Raw genomic sequence first — 22,956 nt, 5'->3', positions numbered from 1 at the left:
ATGACGCCATGTCGAGCTCACCCCCGGCCCGCAGCGCCGTGCGCGCCGTGGCCGCGGGCGGCGCGGCCGGCGCCGGGGTGCTCGCGCTGGGCGGCCTCGCGACGTCGGCGTACTTCGCCCGGGCCGTCCTCACCCCCGACCCGCGCCGGCCCGACGACGTCCGCGTCCTCGCCGTCGGCGCGGACACGGTGACCCTGGCCGTGGGGCCGGAGACCGTCGTCCCCGGCCGCTACGGCCTGTGGTCCGGCGAGGAGGCGCACGCGCGCATCGGGGACGTCCTCGAGCGGGACGACCGCGCCGTCGTCCGCCGGCTCGTCGCCGTCGACCGCGGCCCGCTCGAGCCGGGCGGCGCGCGGTGGGACCAGTACTGGTACTGGGACTCGCCCCGCGTCAGCCTCGGGATCCCGCACCGCGACGTCGCCGTCGACGGCGAGCTCGGACCGCTGCCGTCCTGGCTGGTCGAGCCGGACCCGGCCGGTCCGCCCGGGCCCGGCACCGGGCGGTGGGCGGTCCTCGTGCACGGCCGCGGCGCCCGCCGTGAGGAGTGCCTGCGCGCCGTGCCGGTGCTCCGGCGGCTCGGCTACACGTGCCTGGTCATCAGCTACCGCAACGACGTCGGCGCCCCGCCGGCCCCGGACGGGCGCTACAACCTCGGCCTGAGCGAGTGGCGCGACCTCGATGCGGCGATGGCCTTCGCGCTGCGGCACGGCGCCGCCGGGCTCGTCCTCGGCGGGTGGTCGATGGGCGGCGCCATCGTCCTGCAGACCCTCGACCGCTCGCCGCTGTCGGACCGCGTCGACGCCGTGCTGCTCGACTCGCCCGTCGTCGACTGGGGCGACGTGCTCGCCCACCACGCGCGGCTGCACCACATCCCCGCTCCGCTGCGGATGGTCGGGACGGGGCTCATGGGGCGCCGGGCGGGCCGGCGTCTCGTCGGCGTGCACGACCCGGTCGACGTCGCCCTCACCGACTGGGTCGCCCGGTCCGACGAGCTGCACCACCGCGTCCTGCTCCAGGCCTCCGTCGACGACGAGTTCGTCCCCGTGGGGCCGGCGCTCGCGCTCGCACGGGCCCGGCCCGACCTGGTCACCCTCGAGCGGTGGGACACCGCGCGGCACTGCAAGGAGTGGAACCTCGACCCGCGGCGCTGGGAGCGCGCGGTCGAGGAGTTCCTCGGCGCCGGAGCAGTCGTCAGCGGTGGTCGGACCGCAGCCAGCGCCCCATGACCGTGCCCTCGCCCTCGACGAGGACCCGGGGCAGGTAGTCACCGGTCAGCGCGGGTCCCTGGGTGATCCGCGGCCCGTCGCCGCCGACGACGACCGGCGTCACCGACAGGCAGATCTCGTCGACGACCCCGGCCTGCACCATCGAGGAGAGCAGGTGCGGGCCGCCCTCGCTGAGCAGCCGGCGCAGTCCGCGCTCGTGGAGCTGGGCGACGAGCCGTTCGTGCCCGACGTGGGTGCGCCCGCAGACGAGGACGTGCTCCTCGCCGAGGACCTCGCGGGCCTCGTCGAGGCTCGGGGCGGACGACGTCGTGGCCATGAGCACGCGGCCCGGGTCGGCGTCGCGCACGGTGTCGGGGACGACGCCCTGGCCCGAGACGACGACGAGCGGCAGGTCCGGGTCGATGCCGGCCCCGGCGCGGACGGGGGCGAGGTGCTCGGCGACGGACAGGGCGCCGTACCCCTCCCCGCGGACGGTCCCGGCACCGACGACGACCGCGTCGCTGAGCGCGCGCAGCAGCTCGAAGACGACGTGGTCGACCTCGGTGTTGACGGTCCCCGAGCGGCCGTCGGCGCCGGTGATCGAGCCGTCGACGCTCGCGGCGAAGTTGACCCGCAGCCACGGCGCACCGTCCGGAGGCGTCGTGTAGAGCCGCGCGAGGGCGAGGTCGTCGAGCTCGCCGCCGACGGGGACGGGGGACGAGGCGGGCGGGTCGGCCAGGAGCAGTCGCACGGCGCGAGTATGCCCACGCGCGCCGCCGCGTACGCGCCGGCCGGTGGGGCAGGATGGCGGCCATGTCGAAGAAGACGAAGGTCGCCGACGTCCACTCCCTGGCCGACGAGCTGCGGGTGGGGAAGGGCTTCCGGCTGGCCGACGTCGACCCGGGCTCGACGCCGGGCTTCGACGGCGGCAAGAAGGCGGGGGCGGCCCTGCTCTGGGAGCGTCTCGACGAGCTCGGCGACTGGCAGGAGAAGCTGCACGCCGAGTCGACCGCCGGCAGCGAGAGACGGCTGCTCCTGGTCGTGCAAGGCATGGACACCGCCGGCAAGGGCGGCATCATGCGCCACGTCGTCGGGGCGATGGACCCCGAGGGGGTGCGCGCGACGGCGTTCAAGAAGCCGACCGACGAGGAGCGCCGGCACGAGTTCCTCTGGCGCATCCGCAACGCGCTGCCCGGTCCGGGCCGGGTCGGCGTCTTCGACCGCAGCCACTACGAGGACGTCCTCGCGGTGCGCGTCCACGACCTCGTCGAGCCGGCCGAGTGGCGCGGCCGCTACGCGATCATCAACGCCTTCGAGCGCGACCTCGTGCGCGACGGCACGACCGTCGTCAAGGTCATGCTGCACCTGTCCCGCGACGAGCAGAAGGCGCGGCTGACCAAGCGCCTCGACCGCCCCGACAAGTACTACAAGTACAACCCGGGCGACGTCGACGAGCGCGGCTACTGGGACGACTACATGGAGGCCTACCAGGTCGCGCTCACCCGCTGCTCGACCACCGCCGCGCCCTGGTACGTCGTCCCGGCCGACCACAAGTGGTATGCGCGGCTCGCCGTCCAGACCCTGCTGCTCGACGCGTTCGAGCGGCTGGACCCGCAGTGGCCGCCGGCCTCCTACGACGTCGCGGCCGAGCAGCGCCGGCTCGCGGAGAGCTGAGCGTCGCCGTGGTCGGACCCGCTGGACCCACCGGACCCGGATCGCCCGGGCGCCCCACCGGGGTCGTGGTCCCGGAGGTCGCCGAGCAGGGCGGCACCCGGTCGACGTCGGCCCTCGGGCGCGCCGTCGTCGCCGACGCGCTGCGCCCGGTCGACCCGGTCGGTGCGGCCGCCGCGCAGCGGGACACCAGCTGGCGGCAGGGCTACCTCACCCACTTCCGCCGGCTGGTCGAGGTGGGGCTGGCCGACGAGGCGGCCGCGCTCGGTGTGGCCCGCGCCGGGTTGGCGTCGGTCCACGAGCGGATGCGGGTCAGGGTCGACGACGGCGAGGACGACCGGCCGCTGGCCGAGGCCTTCACCGCCCGGCCGGGCGGCGCGCGGCCGCTGCGCACGGAGGTCGTCACCGGGACGGGACGGCCGCGGGCGACCCTGAGCCTGCCGCTGCGCGGGGGGCGGCTCGAGGGTGACGCCCTGCTGCGCCAGCTCGACGACTGGCTCGCCCGCGGCATCCTCGAGCCGGCGGCGGCCCAGGCGGTGCGCACCGTCGCGGCCGAGCCGGAGCGGCTGCGGCTCGAGGGCCGGCGCGTCGTCGTCCTCGGCGCCGGCGCCGAGATGGGGCCGCTGCGCGCGCTGCTCGGCTGGGGCGCCGACGTCGTCGGCGTCGACCTGCCGCGGCCCGAGATCTGGCGCCGGCTGCGGCCGCTCGCGCAGGAGTCCGGCGGCCGGCTGACGCTGCCGGTGTCGGACCCCGGCGGGGGCGGCGGTGCCAGCGGGGACGGTGGTGGCGTCGAGGGAGCCGACCTGCTGCACGACCTGGCCGCCGTCGCCGACTGGCTGACGGACCTCGACGGGCCGCTCGTCCTCGGCAACTACGTCTACGCGGACGGGGCGACGAACCTGCGCGTCTCGACCGCCGTCGACGCCCTCAGCGCCGAGCTGCTCGGCCGGCGCGACGACCTCGCCCTCGCCTTCCTCGCGACCCCCACCGACGTCTTCGCCGTCCCGGGCGAGGCGGTCGTCCAGTCCGCCCGGGGGTACGACGAGCCGGCCGCCGCGACCCGGCTGCTGCGGCCCGCGCTGCGGGCGGTGAGCGGCGGCCGGCTGCTCAAGCGCAACTACGCGCCCGGGTCGGACCCCGGTCTCAACGACAGCGTCGTCCCGCAGCAGGGCCCGAACTACCTGCTGGCCAAGCGGATCCAGCGCTGGCGGGCCACCGCGGCGCGCCGCGACGGCGTCGACGTCTCGCTCAAGGTCGCGCCGCCGACCCGGACCCGGTCGGTCCTGCGCAACCGGGCCCTCGCGGCGGCGTACGCCGGCGCGCACCGCTTCGGCATCGAGGTCTTCGAGCCGGCGACGAGCAACACCCTCATGGCCGCGCTGCTCGTGCACGACCTCACGTCACCGCGGCCGCCGCTGCGCCCGCCGTGGGAGGAGGAGGCCGACGGGGCGGTGCACGGCGGCCTGTGGCGGGCGCCGTACGACCCGCGCAGCGCGCTGGGACTGGCCGTCGTCCTCGGTGTCGGCGGGGCTCGCGGGTAGGGCGACCTAGCCGACGAAGGCGCGGTCGACGACCTCGCGCGAGCGACCGGCGAGGTCGACGGCGAGCGTGCCGAAGCACCGGCCGCCCCGCTCCGGGGCCAGGCGCGACGCGACGAACGCCTCGGCCACGGCGGCGGGGGAGTGGCGCAGGACCAGGGCGGCCTGCAGCACGAGCGCCAGGTCCTCGACGAGCCGGCGGGCGCCGAACTGGGCCGCGAGCGGGTCGGCCGCCGCGGTCGCCTCGGCGCGCGCCAGGACGTCGTCCACCGCGGCGTCGAAGCGGGCGTCCAGCCCCCGCGAGAGGGTCAGCTCCTTGGCAACGGCTTCCAGGGATGCCGGTTCCCGCGACAGGGCGCGGACGACGTCGAGGGCGTTGACGGTGCCCGAGCCCTCCCAGACCGAGTTGAGCGGCGCCTCGCGGTAGAGGCGGGCGACGCCGTTCTCCTCGACGTACCCGTTGCCGCCCAGGCACTCCAGGGCCTCGGCGACCATCGGTGGCGTCCGCTTGCAGACCCAGTACTTGCCGACGGCGACGGCCAGCCGGGCGAACGCGGTCTCGCCCTCGTCGACGGCGTGCGCGAGCCGCAGGCCGAGGAGGGTGGCGGCCTCGGACTCGAGGGCGAGGTCGGCCAGGACGTTGGTCATCGCCGGCTGCTCGACCAGCGACCGGCCGAAGGCGTGCCGGTGGCGCGCGTGGTGGACCGCGCGGACCAGGGCCTGGCGCATCGTCGCGGCCGAGCCGAGGACGCAGTCCAGCCGGGTCGCCCCGACCATGTCGATGATGGCCCGGACGCCGCGGCCCTCCTCGCCGAGGAGCGCGCCCCAGGTGCCGTCGAGCTCGACCTCGGACGAGGCGTTGCTGCGGTTGCCGAGCTTGTCCTTGAGGCGCTGCAGGGCGAAGACGTTGCGGGTGCCGTCGTCGAGGACGCGCGGCACGACGAAGCACGAGGGGGAGCCGGGCTCGACGGCGGCGAGGACGAGGAAGACGTCGTCCATCGGCGCCGAGGTGAACCACTTGTGCCCGGTGAGCCGGTACGTCGCCCCCGGCAGCGGCCCCCCGGGCGCCCGCACCGCGCGGGTCGTGTTCGCGCGCACGTCGGAGCCGCCCTGCTTCTCGGTCATCCCCATCCCGGCGAGCGCGCCCGCCTTGTCGGCGGCGCGTCGCAGCCCCGGGTCGTAGGTGCGCGAGGCGAGCAGCGGCGACCAGCGGGCGGCCTGCTCGGGGTCGCGGGCGAGGGCGGGTGCGGCGGCGTACGTCATCGAGACCGGGCAGCCGTGCCCGGCCTCGACCTGGCTCCAGGCGACGAAGCCGACGGCGCGCCGCAGGTGCGCGCCCGAGCCCGCGGGACGCGTCCACGGCTCGGCGGTCAGCCCGTGACCGACGGCGACGGTGAGCAGCTCGTGCCAGGCCGGGTGGAAGTCGACCTCGTCGACGCGGACCCCTCGGGGGTCGTGCGTGACCAGCCGCGGCGGGTTCCGGTCGGCCTGCTCGCCCCAGCGCTGCGCCCGCTCGGTCCCGGCCAGGTGACCCAGCGCGTGCAGGTCGGCGGCGTCCGCCGTGGAGCCCCAGCGCGCGAGCGCCTCGACGAGCACCGGGTCGGACCCGACGACGTCGTACCCGCGCAGGGGCGGCACCTGGTTGGTCACCTCGTGCGTCGGCATGCCGGCGAGCGTACGGCGCGGGGCGCACCCGGGGGTGGCCGCGCGCCGTACCGTGGTGGGGCCATGACGACGCTGCGGACCCGCCTGCGCGGGCGACTCGAACGGGTGCCCGGCGCCACGACCTTCGCGCGCCTGGTCCTCGAGACCGTGCGCGCCTGCCTGAAGTACCGGGTGACCGGGCTGGCATCCGAGGCCGCCTTCTTCATGCTGTTGTCGGCGCCGCCGCTCGTCCTCGCCCTCTTCGGCGGGGTCGGGTACGTCGGCCGGTGGCTCGGCCCCGACACCGTCGCCCAGGTGGTGGCGACGATCCAGACGTACGCCGCCCGGTTCCTCACCGAGCAGGCCCTCGCCGACGTCCTCGTCCCCACGGTGCAGGACGTCCTCGGGCAGGGCCGCTACGACCTCGTCTCGATCGGCTTCGTCCTCGCCCTGTGGTCGGGCTCCCGCGCCCTCAACGTCTTCCTGGACACCATCGCGATCATGTACGGGCAGAGCGGGATCCGGGGGATCGTCGGCACCCGAGCCCTGTCGTTCTCGCTCTACGCGCTGGGGCTGCTCTTCGGCGTCGTCGTGCTGCCGCTCATGCTCATCGGCCCGTCGCTGCTGGCGTCCTGGCTGCCCGAGCGGCTGCACCTGCTGGGGCTGCTCTACTGGCCGGTCGTCGTCCTCGCGGTCGTCGCCGCGCTGACGACCCTGTTCCACGTCGCGACCCCGAGGCGGGCGCCGTGGTGGCGCGACGTGCCCGGCGCCGTCCTCGCCCTCGTCATCTGGGCGCTGGCCTCGTTCGTCGTCCGGGCGTCGGTCGACGCCTCGCTGGGGGGCACGTCGATCTACGGGCCCCTCTCAGCGCCGATCGTCGTCCTCATCTGGCTCTACGCCCTCGCGATCGCCGTCCTCATCGGGGCCGGGCTCAACGCCGCGACCCGGGTGGTCTGGCCGCTCGAGACCCGCCAGAGCACCCGCGCACGCCTGGTGTCGCGGGTGCGCGCCGCCCTGACCGGTCGCAGCCGGCCGGCCCGCGGCGTCGAGGCCGACCCGGTCGCCCAGGAGGACCGCGACGAGCAGCGCCAGTTCGTCGACCCGCGCTGGGTCGACGACGAGCGGGCGCACGACGAGCCGGCGCACCCCGAGCGCGCCGCCAGCTGACCTGGGACGTGTGTGACGGGTGGGGCGGTCGCCCGTGCCGGTACCGGTTTTGGAATCGCCGAGGGCATCCGCTAATGTTCAGAACGCGCCGAACGGGGAAGCCCGAACGGTCAGCATCCGCGGACGTAGCTCAGTTGGTAGAGCGCAACCTTGCCAAGGTTGAGGTCGCCGGTTCGAGCCCGGTCGTCCGCTCGGAGGGTTCCATGCCTTCACGGTGGAGTGGCCGAGAGGCGAGGCAACGGCCTGCAAAGCCGTGTACACGGGTTCAAATCCCGTCTCCACCTCGGACACTCGGGGCCCTGAGGGCTCCGGCCCGCACGGGCGATTGGCGCAGTGGTAGCGCGCTTCCTTGACACGGAAGAGGTCACTGGTTCAAACCCAGTATCGCCCACCAGCACGGCACGGCCCCTGACCTGCGGACACGCGGAGCAGGGGCCTTCGCTTCGTGCCCGGTCGGTCGACCGCCGCGCTGAAGACCGGGACCGGCCGCGGCTGCGGCACGCCGTCGACGGTGACGTCGACGAGCTCGTCGCCGAAGCCGGTCCGGCCCGCGACCTCGGCCACGGCGGCGAACGGCGCCGTGTCCGACCTGCGCGTGGCGCGAGCCGGCCAGGGCCTCGACCCGCTCGTGCGGGTCGCGGGGTGACCGGCCGCCTCGAGGTCGACCCGCGACCTCAGGTCGGCCTGCCCCGGTGCGTCCGGTGTGCCCGGATCGCCCATTGGCCGCTTGCGGCCACGGACGGCCCGTGACCGCCTCCTGCCGCTAGCGTGAGCGACGGCTCCTGGGGAGAGGGGCCGACGGGGAGTGTCGCGGTTCCGTGGGGGAGCCATCCGCACTCTGGAGGGCCGGTGGGAGCTGGGGAGCGCCGCCGGCCCTCACCCCTGCCCGGGCACCTCAGTCCGGCCGCGGACGCGTGAGCGTGAAGGTCTCGAAGGCCGACAGCGCCCCGCCGACCCCGGTGACGTCGTAGTAGGTCACCGTCATCGTCGTGGCGCCGCCGCGCTCGCCCGGGTCGACCTCGAAGGCCGCGAACCCGTAGGCGTGGGCGGCGTTGCGCACCGCCGACCACGGGGCGTCCTCCTGGACGTAGACCGGCGTCCTCCTGGACGTAGACCGGCGGCCGCTTGTGCGTGACCGGGTCCGGCTCGCCGACGCCGACGATGACCCGGCAGGCCGGCGGCTGGAAGAAGAGCGTGTTCGACGGCGCCGAGGTGCCCCCGCCGCCGATGACCATGTGCACCGTGCCCTGCGTCGTATCGACGACCTGCGTGCCGGTGGCCCGCGGCAACGGGGTGAGCGTCTCGTCGTCCTCGTGACCGCGGACCGGGTGCGAGCGCTCGTAGTGGTGCTCGTGCCCGCAGACGACGAGGTCGACGCCGTACGCGTCGAAGAGCGGCAGCCACTCCTGCCGGATCCCGAGGTCGGCGCCGTTGAACTGGTTGGCCGTCGAGACCGCGACCTGGTGCATGCACACGACGACCCAGTCGACGTCGCGACCGGCGCGCGCCGCCTTCAGCTCGGCCTCGAGCCACGCCTTCTGCCGGCCGCGGGAGTAGCCGCGCACGTACGAGTTCCCACCGTCCTGGTAGCAGACGTCGTCGTTGGCGAGCGCGATGACCCGCAGCGCCCCGACGGTGAACGAGTACCAGAGACCGCGGTCCTGGGCCCGCTGGCCACCGGCCTCGGGCAGCTCGAAGTAGGTCTGGTAGGCGGCGTAGCCGATCGGCCCGTTGCCGAGCTCGTTCTCGTGGTTCCCAGGGGACGGCATCCACGGCCGGTGCCGGGCGCTGCGGGAGTTGTTCTCCCAGAAGTCCCACCACGTGCGCACGCGGTCCTGCGAGAGGTTGGCGTAGCAGAGGTCGCCGCTGAAGAGGTGGAAGAGCGGCTGCACCCGCTCCACCCCGGCGGTGGTGTCGCCGGCCGCGGGGGAGCCGAGGTTGTCGTTGACGTACGGCGGGTCGGCGATCGTCACGCCCGTCGGCGGCACGTAGCGCTTGCCCAGCGTCGGCGTGCCCTGGTCGCCGAACGAGGTGAACGTGAAGCCGCCCGAGCGGCCGCGCGGCGCCGTGCGCACCGAGCCGAGCTCGGCCTGCGCGCCGTCGTGGACGGCGACGTACAGGTAGTCGGTCGACGGGCGCAAACCGTTGACGGCGGCGTGGTGGGCGAAGACCCGCCGGCCCGACTGCGCGTCGACGTACGAGCGCGTCGCGGCGGGCACGGTGCGGTGGTAGCCGTGCGGCTGGTCCCCGACGAGGACGCGGGGGAAGGCGACGGGCGCCAGGGTGTGCCACGAGACGACGACCTGGCTGGTCGCGTCCGCCCCGAACTGCAGGTGCAGCCCGTCCACGCGCGGGGTGCGGACCGGTCCGGCGTCGACCGGGGCGGACGGGGCGCCCTGGACGTGCGGCGCCGGGTCGGCGGCGGCGCTCACCGCCGTGCTGACCGCGCCGACCCCGGCGGCGACGCCCGCGAGGGCGCCCGCGATGACGCTGCGGCGGCGGACGGTGGAGTCGAACAGGGCGCGGTCGTCGGTCACGGGCCCAGTCGACACCCACGGCCGTGACGCCCGGCCGACCGCGGGGTGAACGTCCCGCGAACCGGGTAGGGCGCGCCGACCCCGGGCGACCCCGCCGTCCGGGCCGAGCCCCGGAGGACCCACCGTGACCACCGACCGCCGTACCGTCACCGCCCCCGACGAGAACGACGCCCCCACGTCCGCGGACGCGCCGGAGTCGCCGGCCCGGCTCACGAAGCCGTCGTGGCGCTACGTGCTGCGCCGCACGGTGCGCGAGTTCTCCAAGGACCAGTGCATCGACCTCGCCGCCGCCCTCACCTACTACGGCGTCCTCGCCCTCTTCCCCGCCCTCATCGCGCTCCTGTCGCTGGTCGGGCTCGTCGGCCAGGGGCCCTCGACCGTGCAGACGCTGCTGGGGATCCTGCGCGGCGTCGGCGGCGGCTCCGTCGCCACCACGCTCGAGCCGGTGCTCACCTCGCTCAGCCAGTCCCCAGGGGCCGGCCTCGCCTTCGTCACCGGCCTGCTCGCCGCGCTGTGGTCCGCCTCCGGGTACGTCGGCTCGTTCGGGCGGGCGATGAACCGGGTCTACGAGGTGCGCGAGGGCCGACCCTTCTGGAAGCTGCGGCCCGTCATGCTCCTGCTCACGCTCGTGCTCGTCGTGCTGGCCGCCCTCGTCGCGGTGGCCCTCGCCGTGACCGGGCCGGCGGCCGACGCCGTCGGCGGGGCGCTCGGGCTGGGGTCCACCGCCGTGACCGTGTGGGACCTCGTCAAGTGGCCCGTCGTCCTCGTGGTCGTCGTCGTGGTGGTGGCGCTGCTCTACTACGTCACCCCCAACGTCGAGCAGCCGCGCTTCCGCTGGATCAGCCTCGGGGCCGGCGTGGCCATCGTCGCGTGGGTCGTCGTCTCCGTGCTGTTCGGCTTCTACGTGGCCCACTTCTCCAGCTACGACAAGACCTACGGATCGCTGGCCGGCGTCGTCGTCTTCCTGCTGTGGATCTGGCTGACCAACCTGGCCCTGCTCTTCGGCGCCGAGCTCGACGCCGAGCTCGAGCGCGGTCGCGAGCTCCAGGCCGGGGTCGCGGCCGAGGAGAGCATCCAGCTGCCGCCGCGCGACGACCGCAACATCGAGAAGGCCCGGGCGACCGAGCGGGAGCAGGTCGCCCGAGGGCGGCTGCTGCGGCACGGCCGCGGCGAGCCGGACGTCCTCGAGCGCGACCGGGGTGAGGGTCGACCCTGACCCCCACCCTGAACCGGCCCGGATCATCCCCCGGTCGGAGGCGCCGTCCGGCGGAGCAGGCGCACACTGGAGCCATGAGCACCACCCTGCACCGCCCCGCCGTCCGCTGGTCCGCCCCCGTCGCCGCCGTCGCCGTCATCGCCGGTGGCGCGCTGTGGGTGGGTCGCCCCGCCTCGGCGGACGGTGGGCTGCCGACGCTCACGGCGCAGCAGCTGCTCGTGGCCGCGCAGCGGTCGGCGGCGGCGGGGTCGGTCACCGGTCTCTCCGGCACCGTGCGCCAGCGCGTCGACCTCGGGCTGCCCGACCTCGGCAGCCTGGCCGGGTCCGGCGCCGGCGGGTCCAGCGCCTCGGGGGGTCTGTCGCCCATGACGTTGCTCAGCGGGACCCGTACCTGGCGGGTCTGGGTCGACGGTCCGACGCGGCAGCGGGTCGCCCTCGTCAGTCAGCTGGGGGAGTCCGACGTCGTGCGCGACGGCCGGACCGTGTGGACCTGGGACAGCGCCGAGAAGACCGCCACCAAGGTCGAGCTGCCCGCCCCGACCGGCAAGCCGGGGGCTGCGGCGAACCGGACCCCCACGGACCTCGTGCCCCGCACACCCCAGGAGGCCGCCGACCAGGCGCTCGCCGCCGCGGGGAGGACCACCGACGTCACGACGAGCGGGCTGGCGACGGTCGCCGGGAGAGACGCCTACGAGCTCGTCCTCACCCCGAAGGACGCGGCCACCCGGGTCGGCCAGGTCCGCATCGCCCTCGACGGCGCCACCAAGGTCCCGCTGCGGGTCGAGGTCTTCGCCCGCGGCGCGTCGACCCCGGCCGTCGACGTCGGCTTCACCTCCGTCGACCTCAGCACCCCGGCCGCCTCGACCTTCGCGTTCACCCCGCCGCCCGGCGCGACGGTGCGGACCGAGTCCGTCCCCCAGCCGTCCGCGCCCGACGCGGCCGACAGGGCCAAGGGTGAGGCGGCCGCGCAGGCCCTCGCCCCGCACGTGGTCGGTGACGGCTGGTCCTCCGTCCTCGTCGCCTCCGTCGGCGCGGCCACGAAGGCCGCCGGCTCCGGCGCCACCTCCGACCCCTCGGGCGCCCAGGACCCGTCGGCGGCGCTCGGCGTCCTGCCCAAGGTGTCCGGGTCCTGGGGCTCGGGACGACTCCTCGACGGCGCGCTGTTCTCCGCCGTGCTCACCGACGACGGCCGGGTCGCCGTCGGTGCGGTCGCCCCCGACCGGCTGTACGCCGCCCTGTCGGCGCACTGAGCCCGCGCGCGAGCACGCCGTACGGACGCACGAGCGCGACCGCCCCATGACCGCCGCCGGCGACCTCGCCGTCGCCACCACCGGCCTGACCAAGCGCTTCGGCGCCCAGACCGCCGTCGACGGGATCGACCTCGTCGTCCCGCACGGGGCGGTCTACGGGTTCCTCGGGCCCAACGGCTCGGGCAAGACGACGACCATCCGCATGCTGCTGGGGCTCGTGTCGCCGAGCGCCGGCTCGCGCACGCTGCTCGGGTACGACGTCGCGCGCGACCCGGTCCCGGCCCTCACCCGGGTCGGCTGCCTCGTCGAGGGACCCGCGTTCCACCCGTACCTGTCGGGTCGGGCCAACCTCGTGCGGCTCGACGCGGCCGACCTCACGAGCGACCGGCGCACGACCCGGGCGAGGGTGGACGCGGCGATGGACCGGGTCGGGCTGCTGGCGGCCGCGACCAAGCGGTACCGCAACTACTCGCTGGGGATGCGCCAGCGCCTCGCCATCGCCGGGGCACTGCTCCAGCCGCGCGACCTGCTCGTCCTCGACGAGCCGACCAACGGGCTGGACCCGCAGGGGACCCGCGAGGTGCGCCACCTCGTCGGGTCGCTGGCCCAGGAGGGGACGACGGTGCTCGTCTCCAGCCACCTGCTCTCGGAGGTGGAGCAGATCAGCACCCACCTCGGCGTCATGAGCGTCGGCCGGCTCGTCGCCCAGGGCACGGCCGCGCAGGTGCGCGGGACGGTCGCCCCAGTCGTGCGGGTGACGACCGCGACGCCCGACGCGGCCCGTGACGTCCTGGTCCGGCTGGGCCTGTCCGGGGTCGAGGTGCGCGGCGACGAGGTCGTCGCGCAGCCGGGTGACGTCGTCCCCGAGCGCGTCGTCGAGGCACTCGTCCACGCGGGGGTCGGCGTCCGGGCCTTCGCCGTGACGGCGCCCAGCCTGGAGGACCTGTTCGTCCAGCTGACGGGGGAGGGCTTCGATGTCAGTGGCTGAGCGCGCGCGGCCCACCGCGCGCCCCCGCGCGGCCCTGCGGTTGCTGGGGTCCGAGCTGCGGCTCGTCGCCGGGCGTCGGCGCAACCAGATGGGGCTGCTCGTCCTCGCGGCCGTCCCCGTCGTCCTGGCCGTCGCGGTGAAGGTGACCTCAGGCCCGTCGGCCGGCCGCGGCCCGGACTTCCTGTCGTCCGTCACCTCGAACGGGCTCTTCGTCGCCTTCGCCGCGCTCACCCTCGAGCTGCCGCTCTTCCTGCCGCTGGCCGTCGCGGTCCTCGCCGGGGACGCGGTGGCCGGCGAGGCCAACCTCGGCACGCTGCGCTACCTGCTCACCGTCCCGGTCAGCCGCACGAGGCTGCTCGTCACGAAGCTGGCCGGGCTGGCCATCGGTGCGTTCTGGGGCGTGGCCGTCGTCGCCGTCGTCGGGGCGGTCGTCGGCATCGCGCTCTTCGGGACCGGGCCGCTCACCACCCTGTCGGGCACGCAGCTGTCCTTCGCCGCGGCGCTCGGGCGACTGGTCCTCGTCATGCTCTACCTCGCGGCCTGCCTGACCGGGCTGGCCGCGGTGGGGCTGTTCATCTCGACGCTCACCGAGCAGCCGATCGCGGCGACCGTGGCGACGGTGATCTTCTCGACGCTGTCGCTCATCCTCGACGGCATCCCCCAGCTGGCCTGGCTGCACCCGTGGCTGCTCGTCGACCGGTGGCTCGCGTTCGGGGACCTGCTGCGCGACCCGGTGTTCACCGAGACCGTCCTGCAGGGGTTGGCCGTCGACGCGGCGTACGTCGTCGTCTTCGGGCTGCTCGCCTGGGCGAGGTTCGCGGGCAAGGACGTCACGAGCTGATCTGTTGTCCTGACATTACGACGAACCGCTAGGATCGGCCGATGGTCGCCCAGCTCGTCGAGGTCCGGATCGACCGCTCGTCGCCGGTGCCGCTCTACCACCAGCTCGCCGAGCAGCTGAGCGCCTCGGTCGTCGACGGGCGCCTGCAGCCGGGTGACGCCTTCGAGAACGAGCTCGACCTGTGCCGGCGGCTCGGGCTCTCGCGACCGACCGTGCGTCGCGCGATCCAGGAGATGGTCGACCAGGGCCTGCTCGTGCGCCGCCGCGGGGTCGGCACGACGGTCGCCAACCGCAAGGTCCACCGCGGCTTCGAGCTCACGAGCCTGTACGACGACCTGCGCCGCGACGGCCGCGCGCCGCGCACCACCGTCCTCGACCTCGAGGTCGGCCGCGACCCGCGCGCCGCCTCCGCGCTGGACCTGCCGGACGACGCGGACCTGCTGTGCGTCGTGCGGCTGCGGCTCGTCGACGACGCCCCGCTCGCGCTCATGCGCAACTGGCTCCCGCCGGCCTACGCCGACGTCACCCGCGAGGAGCTCGAGGAGACCGGCCTGTACGACGTCCTGCGCCAGCGCGGCGCCCGCCCCGTCGTGGCGCGGCAGAGCATCGGCGCGCGGATGCCGTCCGCCGTCGAGCGTCGTCACCTGCGCATCCGCGGCAGCCAGCCGGTGCTGACGATGGCGCGGATGGCCTTCGACGTCGGCGGCAACGCGGTCGAGTTCGGCGACCACGTCTACCGCGCCGAGGACTACTCGCTCGAGGTCGTCGTCGACGAGCGCTGACGCCCTGTGCCACGATCGGTCGGAACGTGGCGGGGCCACGGACGAGCCAGCACGGAGCGGGTAAACGACCGGCCGCAGTGGTCCAGCAGAACGGCGAAGGAAGGAGCCCGCATGGCAACTCCGTCGCGCGTGGGCGCGCTCGTGCAGGGCGCGGTCCGAGCTCCTGACGAGACGGTCCGCGGTGCCACGCCCGCCGAGCTGGTGGCGCTCGAGGCGCGCCTGGGGCGACCTCTGCCCGCTGAGCTCGCGGCGTTCCTCAGCGTCTGCAACGGGGCCCGCATCGGTCCCGGGGGGTTCTTCGGTCAGCGTCCCGACGCCCCCTCCTGCGACCTGCCGACCGTGGCGGCGCTGTGGCCCGGGTGGGCACAGCAGATGTGGTTGCCCGTGGCGGGCGACGGGTGCGGCAACTACTACCTGCTGACGACCGAGGGCGACGTCGGCTTCGTCGACACGATGGAGGATCCCGCGTCCCTGCGCGACCCGCGGTTCCCCGACCTGTTCACCTGTGTCGAGTGGCTGCTCGCGAACGACCAGGCGGACGGCGCTCCATAGGCGGTCTGGAGGCCGTCCTCGGGTGGCGTGGCGGGTTCCGTCGACGGACGCTCGTCGACCCGGGTCACGGCGGACGTCGACGCAGGCCGCGCGCTCCCGGTCAGCGGTTCTGCGGGAACCCGAGGTCGAGCCCGCCGTGGCTCGGGTCGAGCCAGCGCGAGGTCACGACCTTGCCGCGGGTGAAGAAGTGGATGCCGTCGGGTCCGTAGGCGTGGCTGTCGCCGAAGAGGCTGTTCTTCCACCCGCCGAAGGAGTAGTAGCTGACCGGGACGGGGATCGGCACGTTGACGCCGATCATCCCGACCTGCACCTCGTGCTGGAAGCGCCGGGCGGCGCCGCCGTCGTTGGTGAAGATCGCGACGCCGTTGCCGTACTGGTTGGCGTTGATGAGGTCGAGGCCCTCGTCGTAGGAGCCGACGCGCACGACCGAGAGGACCGGGCCGAAGATCTCGTCGGTGTAGATCGACATCTGCGGCGTGACCTGGTCGAAGAGCGTCGGCCCGAGCCAGTAGCCGCCGGAGCCGCCGTCGAACTCGCCGTCGCGGCCGTCGACGACCAGCCGAGCGCCCTCGGCGACGCCCGCGTCGACGTACCCGGCGACCTTGTCCCGGTGCTGGCTCGTCACCAGGGGCCCCATGTCGGTGCCCTTGGTGCCGTCGCCGGTGCGCAGGGTGGTCATCCGCTCGGCGATCTTCGTGACGAGGGCGTCAGCGACGGGCTCGACGGCGACGAGGGCCGAGATGGCCATGCACCGTTCGCCCGCGGAGCCGAAGCCGGCGTTGACGGCGGCGTCGGCGGCGAGGTCGAGGTCGGCGTCGGGCAGGACGAGCATGTGGTTCTTCGCGCCGCCGAGGGCCTGGACGCGCTTGCCGTGCGCCGTACCCGTCTCGTAGACGTAACGGGCGATCGGGGTCGAGCCGACGAAGGAGACCGAGGCGACGTCCGGGTGGGTGAGCAGCGCGTCGACCGCCTCCTTGTCGCCGTGGACGACGTTGACGACGCCCTCCGGCAGCCCGGCCTCGAGCCACAGCTGCGCGACGGCCACGGCCGCCGACGGGTCCTTCTCGGACGGCTTGAGGACGACCGAGTTGCCGCACGCGACCGCGACCGGGACGAACCACAGCGGCACCATGGCCGGGAAGTTGAACGGCGAGATGACGGCGACGACGCCGAGCGGCTGGCGCAGCGAGTAGACGTCGACCCCGGTCGACGCGTTCTCGCTGAAGCCGCCCTTGAGCAGGTGCGGGATGCCGCAGGCGAACTCGGCGACCTCGAGGCCGCGGGTCACCTCGCCGACGGCGTCGCTGAGGACCTTGCCGTGCTCGGCGGTGATGAGCGCCGCGATGTCCTCCTTGCGCTCGTCGAGCAGCTGCCGGAAGGCGAAGAGGACGGCGCTGCGCTTGGCCAGCGACGTGGTGCCCCAGGCCAGCCCGGCCTGACGGGCCGTCTCGACGACCTCGCCGACCAGGTCCGCCGACGCGAAGTCGACGACCCCGGTCTGCTCACCGGTCGCGGGGTTGAAGACCTGGCCGGTCCGCTCGGCCTCCCCGGTCCACGGCTTGCCGCCGACGAGGTGGGTGATGCGGGTGGGGTCGGTCATGCCGGTCGTCCTCCGTCGGTGGTGCGGCTGGTGGCGCTGCTGGTGAGGGGCTCGTGGTGCGGGGCGACGTACGGGCGCTGTCGCGCCTTGTGCGTCAGGTACTCGTCGTGGGCCGTGCGGGTCGTGTCCAGCGAGGCGACCTCGCTGACCGGCACGTCCCACCAGGATGCGCTGTCCGGCGCGCCGACGAAGGGGTCGGTCTCGACGTGGACGACGACCGGGCCGCCGTCCTCGGGCGCGGCCTTCGCGGCCTTGATCGCCTGGATGAGCTCTTCCCGAGAACGCACCTCGATGACCGTGGCCCCGAGGCTGCGGGCGTTGGCCGCGAGGTCGACCGGGAGGAACTGGCCGTCGAGCCGGCCGTCCTCGCCGCGGAAGCGGTAGCGCGTGCCGAAGCGCTGCGAGCCGAGCGACTGCGAGAGCGAGCCGATCGAGTGGAAGCCGTGGTTCTGCACGAGGACGACGACGACCTTGATGCGCTCCTGCACGGCGGTGACGAGCTCGGTCGGCATCATCAGCCAGCCGCCGTCGCCGACCATGGCGAAGACGTCGCGCGACGGGTCGGCGAGCCTGATGCCGATCGACGCCGGGATCTCGTAACCCATGCAGGAGAAGCCGTACTCGACGTGGTAGCCCTTGCGGTCGCGCACCCGCCACAGCTTGTGCAGGTCCCCGGGCATCGAGCCGGCGGCGCAGAGGACGACGTCGCGCGGGTCGCTCAGCTCGTTGACCGCCCCGAGGACCTCACCCTGGGTGAGCAGGCCGTCGGCGAGGGCGTCGGTCACCTCGGCCGCCGGGTGGTAGGCGCCCTCCACGAGCTCGTCCCAGTCGGCCTGGAGCCGTTGCTGCTCCTGCCGGTACGACGCCTCGACCGACCACCCGTCGAGGGCGGCGGTGAGCGCGGTGAGGGTGTCGCGGGCGTCGCCGACGAGGGGGAGCCCGGCCTGCTTGCCGGCGTCGAACCGGGCGACGTTGAGGTTGACGAAGCGTACGCCCGGGTCCTGGAACGCGGTGCGCGACGCGGTCGTGAAGTCGCTCCACCGCGTGCCGACCCCGAGGACGACGTCGGCGCGCTCGGCGACCGCGTTGGCCGCGGTCGTGCCGGTCGAGCCGACGGCGCCGAGCAGCTGCGGGTGGCCGTGCGGGAGGCTGCCCTTGCCGGCCTGGGTCTCGCCGACGGGGACCCCGGTCGCCTCGCAGAAGGTGCGCAGCGCGTCCTCGGCCTGCGCGTAGTGGACACCGCCGCCGGCGACGACCATCGGGCGCCGGGCGGAGCGCAGCAGCGCCACGGCGTCGCCGAGGTCGGCCGGGTCGGCCTGGGGTCGACCGATGCGCCACACCCGCGGCGCGAAGAGCTCGACGGGCCAGTCGTGCGCCTCCGCCTGGACGTCCTGGGGGAGCGCGAGGGTGACGGCGCCGGTCTCGGCCGGGTCGGTGAGCACCCGCATGGCGGCGAGCAGCGCCGACGGCAGCTGCTCCGGGCGGCTCACCCGGTCGAAGAAGCGCGACAGCGGCCGGAAGGCGTCGTTGACGGTGACGTCGCCGGCGTACGGCGCCTCGAGCTCCTGGAGCACGGGCGCGCTCACCCGCGTGGCGAAGGTGCCGGACAGCAGCAGCAGCACGGGGATCCGGTTGACCGTCGCCAGCGCCGCGCCGGTGAGCATGTTCGTCGAGCCCGGGCCGACCGACGCCGTGCAGGCCCAGGTCTGCAGGCGGTCGCGCTGGCGGGCGTAGCCGACGGCGGTGTGGACCATGGCCTGCTCGTTGCGGGCGAGGACGTAGGGCAGGCGGTCGTCCCCGGTCGCCTCGAGCTCGTTCTCGAGCAGGGCCTGGCCGACACCGGCGACGTTGCCGTGGCCGAAGATGCCGAGCATCCCGGCGAAGAGCTTCTGCCGCTCCCCGTCGCGCTCGGACCACTGGGCGGCGAGGAAGCGGACGAGGGCCTGGGCGACGGTGAGCCGCACGGTGCTCGACACGCCGGAGGCAGGCTCGGTCATCGGGGTCCTCCCAGCGGCAGGCGGGGGTCGACCGGCTGGTCGGCCCAGGTGCTCCGTACCCAGCCGTGGGCGGGGTCGTCGCAGATCAGCCAGGCGCGCTCCGGACCGGGGCCGGCCATGACGTTGAGGTAGTACAGGTCGTAGCCGGGGACGGCCATCGCCGGACCGTGCCAGCCGTGCGGGACGAGCACGACGTCGCCGGTGCGCACCGGCGTCAGCTCGTCGATCTCGCGGTCTGCGCCGCTGCCGTAGACCCTCAGGTACCCGTGTGGGTCGGCACCCTCGCCGTTGGGGCCGGGCGCCGGCGACCCGGGGGTCACCCGCACCTCGTGGTAGTAGATCTCCTCGAGCGCGGTCTCCTCGTCGGGCCGTTCCTCGTCGTGCTTGTGCGGCGGGTACGAGCTCCAGTTGCCCTCGGGTGTGACGACCTCGCAGGCGATGATCCGCTCGGCGCCGAGGACGCCCGGCACGCCGAAGTTACGGACCTCGCGGGAGGCCTGCCCAGCACCGCGCAGCTCGACCGGGACGTCGGCGGCGGGGAGGTGTCGCGGTGGCGGGACGTCGTCGGGCGCCTCGCCGGGGACGACAGCCAGGCAGAGCGCCACCCGCGTCGGGCCCGCCGTCGCGCTGACGACGACGTCGCTGCCGCGGGGTGCGTAGACGACGTCGGGTGCTCCGGCGAAGACCGAGGCCCGGGGCGCGAGGTCGGCCATGAGGTCGCCGTACGGGCCCGTGACGGTGACCGTGGCGCCGCCGGAGAGGGGGAGGACGACGGCCTCGCGCGTCGCAGTGGTGAACCGGCGCTCGTCACCGGCGGTGAGGTCGACGACGAGGAGCCCGGTGTGCTGCCACCCGTCGAGGGCGTCGTCGACGACGACGTCCCAGCCGTCGTGGCGCAGGGTGCCGAGCGGGAAGGTCCAGCGGCTCACGAGTCACCACCGTGCACGAGCCCGGCCGCCACGTCCACCGCGGCGGCGACGTCGCCGTCCGGGGGGTACAGCAGGGCGCGGCCGACGACGAGCCCGCGGACCGCGGGGAGGGCGAGGCCCCGGCCCCACGCGGCGTAGGTGTCGGCGGGATCGCCGACCGGGTCACCCCCGAGCAGCAGCGTCGGCAGCGTCGTCCCGGCCATGACCTGCTCGAGCCCGTCGACGACGGGCAGCTTGAGCCAGGTGTGCGCGCTGGACGCCCCGAGCCCGGCGGCGATCGCGGCCGACCGCAGCACCGACTCGGCGTCGAGCAGGTTGCCGACCCGTCCGTCACGGCGGACCGAGAGGAACGGCTCGACCATGGCCATTAGCCCGGCGTCGGCGAGGGCCGTCACCGCGTCGGCGCTGGCCTGCAGCGTCGCGGCCGTCCCGATGTCGTCGAGGCAGATGCGGGTGAGCATCTTGCCGCCCTCGAGGCCGAGCGCGGCGATCCGCGGGGCGTCGTACGCGGTGAAGCGGTCGTCGAGCTCGAAGCTCGCGCCCTGCAGACCGCCGCGGTTCATCGAGCCGACGGCGACCTTGTCCTCGAGCGCCCCGAGCAGGAGCAGGTCGTCGAGGACGTCGGGCGTGCCGAGGACCCCGTCGACGCCCGGGCGCCCCAGGGCGGTGACGAGGCGGGTGAGCAGCTCGCGCCGGTCGGCCATGGCCAGGGGGTCGGCGCGGACTCCGAGGGCCCCGCGGGCCGGGTGGTCGGCGGCGACGAGCAGCAGCCGGCCGTCGTCGCCGACGAGCGGGCGGCGACGACGTGCGGCCCAGCCGGTGGCGATCCGGTGCGGCTCGCGGACCCGCACCTCGGTGAGGTCGTCCACCGCGACCGGGACGGTCGTCGTGCCGGCGGTCATCGGACCGCCGGCCGTACATCGGCGGGGGAGGCGCCGGCGGCCACCGCCTCGACCTCCGCCGTGGTCGGCATCGCCGTCGAGCACTCGAGCCGCGAGGCGACGATGGCACCGGCGACGTTGGCCAGCCGCAGGGTCCGCTCCAGCGACCAGCCGGCCAGGAGGCCGTGCACGAGCGCCCCGCCGAAGGCGTCACCGGCCCCGAGCCCGTTGACGACCTCGACGGGGTGCGTCGGCACCTCGACCCGCTCCTCGCGCGTGGCGGCGAGCACCCCGCGCGGGCCCAGCTTGACGACGGCGAGGTCGAGACCGCGGTCCAGCAGCGCGTCGGCGGCGCGGTGCGGGTCGGTCTCGTCGACCGCGACGGCGCACTCCTCGCGGTTGCCGACGGCGATCGTCACGTGCTCGAGCGCGCGGCCGACCTCGGCGCGTCCGGTCTCCTCGTCGGGCCAGAACATCGGCCGCCAGTCGAGGTCGAGCACGGTCATCGGTCGTCGCTCGCGCGCCCGCCAGGCGACGTGGTGCGCCGCGCGGCTCGGCTCCTGCGACAGGCCGGTGACGGTCGACCAGTAGATCCGCGCGTCGCGGACCGCGTCGAGCGGCAGCGTGGCCGGGTCGATGAGCAGGTCCGGGGCGGTGGGGTAGCGGTAGAACCAGAGCGGGAAGTCGTCCGGGGGGAAGATCTCGCAGAAGGTCACCGGCGTCGGCGGCCCGTCGACCGGCTCGACGAAGGCGTTGTCCACGCCGAGCCGCGCGATCTCGGCGGCGACGTACTCCCCGAACGGGTCCCGCCCGGTCCGCGTGACGACGGCGGTCCGCCGCCCGTGCCGGGCGGCCGCGACCGCGACGTTGGTCGCGCTGCCGCCGAGGAACTTCTCGAACGTCCTCACCTGCGCCAGCCCGACGCCGTGGTCGAGCGGGTAGATGTCGACCCCGCAGCGGCCGATGGTCACCAGGTCGTACGGCGCCCCGTCGTCGGTCGTCCCGTCGGCACCCGTCCCCTCGCCGTTCATGCGCCCGGCACCTCGTCGAGGTGCACGATGCGTCCCTCGCGGCGAGAGCGGTCGCACGCCTCGGCGGTGCGGAAGGCCTGGAGGGCGTCGTCGACGGTGCACGGGCTCGGCCGCTCGCCCCGGGCGACCTCGACGAACGCGGTGAGCTCGGCGCGGTAGGCCGGGAGGAAGCGGTCCATGAAGGAGTGGTGCACCGGCCCCGCCGGGTACGACGCCCCCTCCTCGGCCGATCGCAGGGCGAGCGAGTCGTCGTACCCGACGCCGATGGTGCCCTCGCTGCCGGCCACCTCCATCCGCACGTCGTGACCGGCGCCGTGGTAGCGGGTCGAGGTGACGGTGACGAGGGTGCCGTCATCGAGGGTGAGCAGGGCCGCGGCCGTGTCGACGTCGCCCGCGTCGCGGAAGAAGTCGGCGCCCTTGTTGCCGCCGGCGGCGTAGGCGGTGACCACCTCGTGGCCCGTGACGAACCGCAGGACGTCGAAGTCGTGGACGTTGCAGTCGCGGAAGATCCCACCGCTGCCGGGCACGTACGACGCGTGCGGCGGCGCCTCGTCGTGGGTCTGGCTGCGCACCGAGTGGACGAAGCCGAGCTCGCCGGCGTCGACCGCGGCCTTGGCCCGTCGGTAGCCGGCGTCGAAGCGACGCTGGAACCCGACGTGGACGGGGACGTCGCTGCCGGCGACGAGCCGGGCCAGCTCGACGGTCTCCTCGAGGGTCGCCGCGACCGGCTTCTCGCAGAAGGTCGGGACGCCGGCGGCGACGCCGGCCCGCAGCAGCGGGGCGTGGCCGGGGGTGGCCGTCGCGACGACGAAGCCGTCGAGCCCGGAGGCGAGCAGCTCCTCGGCGGTGGCGGCGAAGCCGACCCCGAGCGTGTCGGCGACGGCCCGGGCCGCGTCGGGCAGGGCGTCGGCGACGACGACCTCGTCGACCCCGGGGAGGTCCCGGAGCGTCTCGGCGTGGAAGGCGCCGATCCGGCCGACGCCGGCGAGTCCGATGCGCATGGTGGGGAGCCTCTCTGGTCCTGCGGGATGGGCGGCCCCATCGTCGTGCGCGACGTGACGACCTGTCAAGCAAATGTCCTGACATTAGGATGTTGTCTCATCGACTTGACAGTGGGACCGGACGGT

At 74.8% G+C, this 22,956-nt stretch carries 20 protein-coding genes and 3 tRNA genes; 14 read left to right on the top strand and 9 right to left on the bottom strand.

Going from position 1 to position 22,956, the window contains the following annotated elements:
- Positions 1 to 8 precede the first annotated feature (8 nt).
- Positions 9 to 1,226 (top strand): alpha/beta hydrolase family protein, encoded by a 1,218-nt coding sequence (locus tag FB458_RS18270; RefSeq protein WP_141849757.1) that lies wholly within the window; start codon positions 9 to 11, stop codon positions 1,224 to 1,226.
- Here the strand turns inward: FB458_RS18270 and FB458_RS18265 are convergent.
- The gene (locus FB458_RS18265; RefSeq protein ID WP_246061360.1) at positions 1,192 to 1,956 is read right to left on the bottom strand and encodes a dihydrofolate reductase family protein; all 765 of its coding nucleotides are present in this window, start codon (positions 1,954 to 1,956) and stop codon (positions 1,192 to 1,194) included. The two genes, FB458_RS18270 and FB458_RS18265, sit on opposite strands and share 35 nt — an antisense overlap.
- Positions 1,957 to 2,018: 62 nt before the next feature.
- Here FB458_RS18265 and FB458_RS18260 point away from each other — a divergent pair, with 62 nt between their 5' ends.
- The gene (locus tag FB458_RS18260; RefSeq protein WP_246061359.1) at positions 2,019 to 2,879 is read left to right on the top strand and encodes a polyphosphate kinase 2 family protein; all 861 of its coding nucleotides are present in this window, start codon (positions 2,019 to 2,021) and stop codon (positions 2,877 to 2,879) included.
- 65 nt (positions 2,880 to 2,944) lie between these two features.
- Positions 2,945 to 4,417: a hypothetical protein gene (locus tag FB458_RS18255; RefSeq protein WP_141849755.1), complete on the top strand. Its 1,473-nt coding sequence runs from the start codon at positions 2,945 to 2,947 to the stop codon at positions 4,415 to 4,417.
- Between the two features lie 6 nt (positions 4,418 to 4,423).
- Here FB458_RS18255 and FB458_RS18250 read toward each other — a convergent pair whose 3' ends face one another.
- Positions 4,424 to 6,079, bottom strand: coding sequence for an acyl-CoA dehydrogenase family protein (locus tag FB458_RS18250; protein WP_141849754.1), 1,656 nt, complete (start codon positions 6,077 to 6,079; stop codon positions 4,424 to 4,426).
- A 63-nt stretch (positions 6,080 to 6,142) separates the two neighbouring features.
- Between FB458_RS18250 and FB458_RS18245 the strand changes: the two genes are divergently transcribed.
- The 5 genes from FB458_RS18245 (at position 6,143) to FB458_RS18225 (ending at position 7,871) form a co-directional block, all read left to right on the top strand.
- Entirely contained in the window at positions 6,143 to 7,225 is a 1,083-nt protein-coding gene (locus tag FB458_RS18245; RefSeq protein WP_141849753.1) for a YihY/virulence factor BrkB family protein, read from the top strand.
- Between the two features lie 119 nt (positions 7,226 to 7,344).
- A tRNA-Gly gene (locus tag FB458_RS18240) sits at positions 7,345 to 7,417 on the top strand.
- A 21-nt stretch (positions 7,418 to 7,438) separates the two neighbouring features.
- Positions 7,439 to 7,509: transfer RNA gene (locus tag FB458_RS18235), tRNA-Cys, on the top strand.
- Between the two features lie 35 nt (positions 7,510 to 7,544).
- Positions 7,545 to 7,619, top strand: a tRNA-Val gene (locus FB458_RS18230).
- 51 nt (positions 7,620 to 7,670) lie between these two features.
- On the top strand, positions 7,671 to 7,871 hold the full coding sequence (locus tag FB458_RS18225; protein WP_141849752.1) for a hypothetical protein: 201 nt from the start codon (positions 7,671 to 7,673) through the stop codon (positions 7,869 to 7,871).
- A gap of 28 nt (positions 7,872 to 7,899) precedes the next feature.
- Here FB458_RS18225 and FB458_RS18220 read toward each other — a convergent pair whose 3' ends face one another.
- Entirely contained in the window at positions 7,900 to 9,762 is a 1,863-nt protein-coding gene (locus FB458_RS18220; RefSeq protein WP_211356091.1) for a purple acid phosphatase family protein, read from the bottom strand.
- Positions 9,763 to 9,886: 124 nt separating this feature from the next.
- On the opposite strand from FB458_RS18220, the gene FB458_RS18215 reads away from it, so the two are divergent.
- The 6 genes from FB458_RS18215 to FB458_RS18190 all read left to right on the top strand — a co-directional run bounded on the left by FB458_RS18215 (position 9,887) and on the right by FB458_RS18190 (position 15,391).
- Positions 9,887 to 10,978, top strand: a complete 1,092-nt coding sequence (locus FB458_RS18215; protein WP_211356090.1) for a YihY/virulence factor BrkB family protein — start codon at positions 9,887 to 9,889, stop codon at positions 10,976 to 10,978.
- Between the two features lie 74 nt (positions 10,979 to 11,052).
- A complete protein-coding gene (locus FB458_RS18210; RefSeq protein WP_141849751.1) occupies positions 11,053 to 12,228 on the top strand; it encodes a LolA family protein in 1,176 nt (391 codons plus the stop codon).
- 46 nt (positions 12,229 to 12,274) lie between these two features.
- Complete coding sequence (locus tag FB458_RS18205) at positions 12,275 to 13,216, top strand: ABC transporter ATP-binding protein (protein WP_141849750.1); 942 nt, start codon at positions 12,275 to 12,277, stop codon at positions 13,214 to 13,216.
- Complete coding sequence (locus FB458_RS18200; RefSeq protein WP_246061357.1) at positions 13,209 to 14,057, top strand: ABC transporter permease; 849 nt, start codon at positions 13,209 to 13,211, stop codon at positions 14,055 to 14,057. The genes FB458_RS18205 and FB458_RS18200 overlap by 8 nt, the downstream gene beginning before the upstream one ends.
- A gap of 41 nt (positions 14,058 to 14,098) precedes the next feature.
- Positions 14,099 to 14,839, top strand: a complete 741-nt coding sequence (locus tag FB458_RS18195) for a GntR family transcriptional regulator (RefSeq protein WP_141849748.1) — start codon at positions 14,099 to 14,101, stop codon at positions 14,837 to 14,839.
- 111 nt (positions 14,840 to 14,950) lie between these two features.
- Positions 14,951 to 15,391, top strand: a complete 441-nt coding sequence (locus tag FB458_RS18190; RefSeq protein WP_141849747.1) for an SMI1/KNR4 family protein — start codon at positions 14,951 to 14,953, stop codon at positions 15,389 to 15,391.
- 100 nt (positions 15,392 to 15,491) lie between these two features.
- On the opposite strand, the gene FB458_RS18185 is transcribed toward FB458_RS18190, so the two are convergent.
- From FB458_RS18185 to FB458_RS18160, 6 genes are read right to left on the bottom strand one after another with little or no spacing between them, the layout of a single operon-like run.
- Complete coding sequence (locus tag FB458_RS18185) at positions 15,492 to 16,991, bottom strand: CoA-acylating methylmalonate-semialdehyde dehydrogenase (RefSeq protein WP_141849746.1); 1,500 nt, start codon at positions 16,989 to 16,991, stop codon at positions 15,492 to 15,494.
- Positions 16,988 to 18,988, bottom strand: coding sequence for a 3D-(3,5/4)-trihydroxycyclohexane-1,2-dione acylhydrolase (decyclizing) (gene iolD / locus FB458_RS18180; protein ID WP_141849745.1), 2,001 nt, complete (start codon positions 18,986 to 18,988; stop codon positions 16,988 to 16,990). The genes FB458_RS18185 and iolD overlap by 4 nt, the downstream gene beginning before the upstream one ends.
- Complete coding sequence (gene iolB / locus FB458_RS18175) at positions 18,985 to 19,917, bottom strand: 5-deoxy-glucuronate isomerase (protein ID WP_141849744.1); 933 nt, start codon at positions 19,915 to 19,917, stop codon at positions 18,985 to 18,987. Before iolB ends, iolD begins: the two co-directional genes overlap by 4 nt.
- Positions 19,914 to 20,819 carry a Cgl0159 family (beta/alpha)8-fold protein gene (locus FB458_RS18170; protein WP_141849743.1) on the bottom strand — a complete coding sequence of 302 codons (906 nt, stop codon included), beginning with the start codon at positions 20,817 to 20,819 and terminating at the stop codon, positions 19,914 to 19,916. Before FB458_RS18170 ends, iolB begins: the two co-directional genes overlap by 4 nt.
- Complete coding sequence (gene iolC, locus FB458_RS18165; RefSeq protein WP_141849742.1) at positions 20,816 to 21,829, bottom strand: 5-dehydro-2-deoxygluconokinase; 1,014 nt, start codon at positions 21,827 to 21,829, stop codon at positions 20,816 to 20,818. The genes FB458_RS18170 and iolC overlap by 4 nt, the downstream gene beginning before the upstream one ends.
- Positions 21,826 to 22,830 carry a Gfo/Idh/MocA family protein gene (locus FB458_RS18160; RefSeq protein WP_141849741.1) on the bottom strand — a complete coding sequence of 335 codons (1,005 nt, stop codon included), beginning with the start codon at positions 22,828 to 22,830 and terminating at the stop codon, positions 21,826 to 21,828. The genes iolC and FB458_RS18160 overlap by 4 nt, the downstream gene beginning before the upstream one ends.
- Positions 22,831 to 22,956 lie beyond the last annotated feature (126 nt).

It is taken from the genome of Lapillicoccus jejuensis (genome assembly GCF_006715055.1).
Taxonomy (GTDB): Bacteria; Actinomycetota; Actinomycetes; order Actinomycetales; family Dermatophilaceae; genus Lapillicoccus; species Lapillicoccus jejuensis.
The sequence above is the reverse complement of the archived record's forward strand: the minus strand, read 5'-3'. Positions and strand labels throughout refer to the sequence as shown.

Excerpts from the sequence above, each read along its gene's own strand:
- FB458_RS18205 (WP_141849750.1), top strand. The coding sequence starts at position 12,275 with ATGACCGCCGCCGGCGACCTCGCCGTCGCCACCACCGGCCTGACCAAG.
- FB458_RS18270 (WP_141849757.1), top strand. The coding sequence starts at position 9 with ATGTCGAGCTCACCCCCGGCCCGCAGCGCCGTGCGCGCCGTGGCCGCG.
- iolC (WP_141849742.1), bottom strand. The coding sequence starts at position 21,829 with ATGAACGGCGAGGGGACGGGTGCCGACGGGACGACCGACGACGGGGCG.
- FB458_RS18260 (WP_246061359.1), top strand. The coding sequence starts at position 2,019 with ATGTCGAAGAAGACGAAGGTCGCCGACGTCCACTCCCTGGCCGACGAG.
- FB458_RS18245 (WP_141849753.1), top strand. The coding sequence starts at position 6,143 with ATGACGACGCTGCGGACCCGCCTGCGCGGGCGACTCGAACGGGTGCCC.
- FB458_RS18250 (WP_141849754.1), bottom strand. The coding sequence starts at position 6,079 with ATGCCGACGCACGAGGTGACCAACCAGGTGCCGCCCCTGCGCGGGTAC.
- FB458_RS18170 (WP_141849743.1), bottom strand. The coding sequence starts at position 20,819 with ATGACCGCCGGCACGACGACCGTCCCGGTCGCGGTGGACGACCTCACC.
- FB458_RS18185 (WP_141849746.1), bottom strand. The coding sequence starts at position 16,991 with ATGACCGACCCCACCCGCATCACCCACCTCGTCGGCGGCAAGCCGTGG.
- FB458_RS18190 (WP_141849747.1), top strand. The coding sequence starts at position 14,951 with ATGGCAACTCCGTCGCGCGTGGGCGCGCTCGTGCAGGGCGCGGTCCGA.
- FB458_RS18195 (WP_141849748.1), top strand. The coding sequence starts at position 14,099 with ATGGTCGCCCAGCTCGTCGAGGTCCGGATCGACCGCTCGTCGCCGGTG.
- FB458_RS18210 (WP_141849751.1), top strand. The coding sequence starts at position 11,053 with ATGAGCACCACCCTGCACCGCCCCGCCGTCCGCTGGTCCGCCCCCGTC.
- FB458_RS18160 (WP_141849741.1), bottom strand. The coding sequence starts at position 22,830 with ATGCGCATCGGACTCGCCGGCGTCGGCCGGATCGGCGCCTTCCACGCC.
- iolD (WP_141849745.1), bottom strand. The coding sequence starts at position 18,988 with ATGACCGAGCCTGCCTCCGGCGTGTCGAGCACCGTGCGGCTCACCGTC.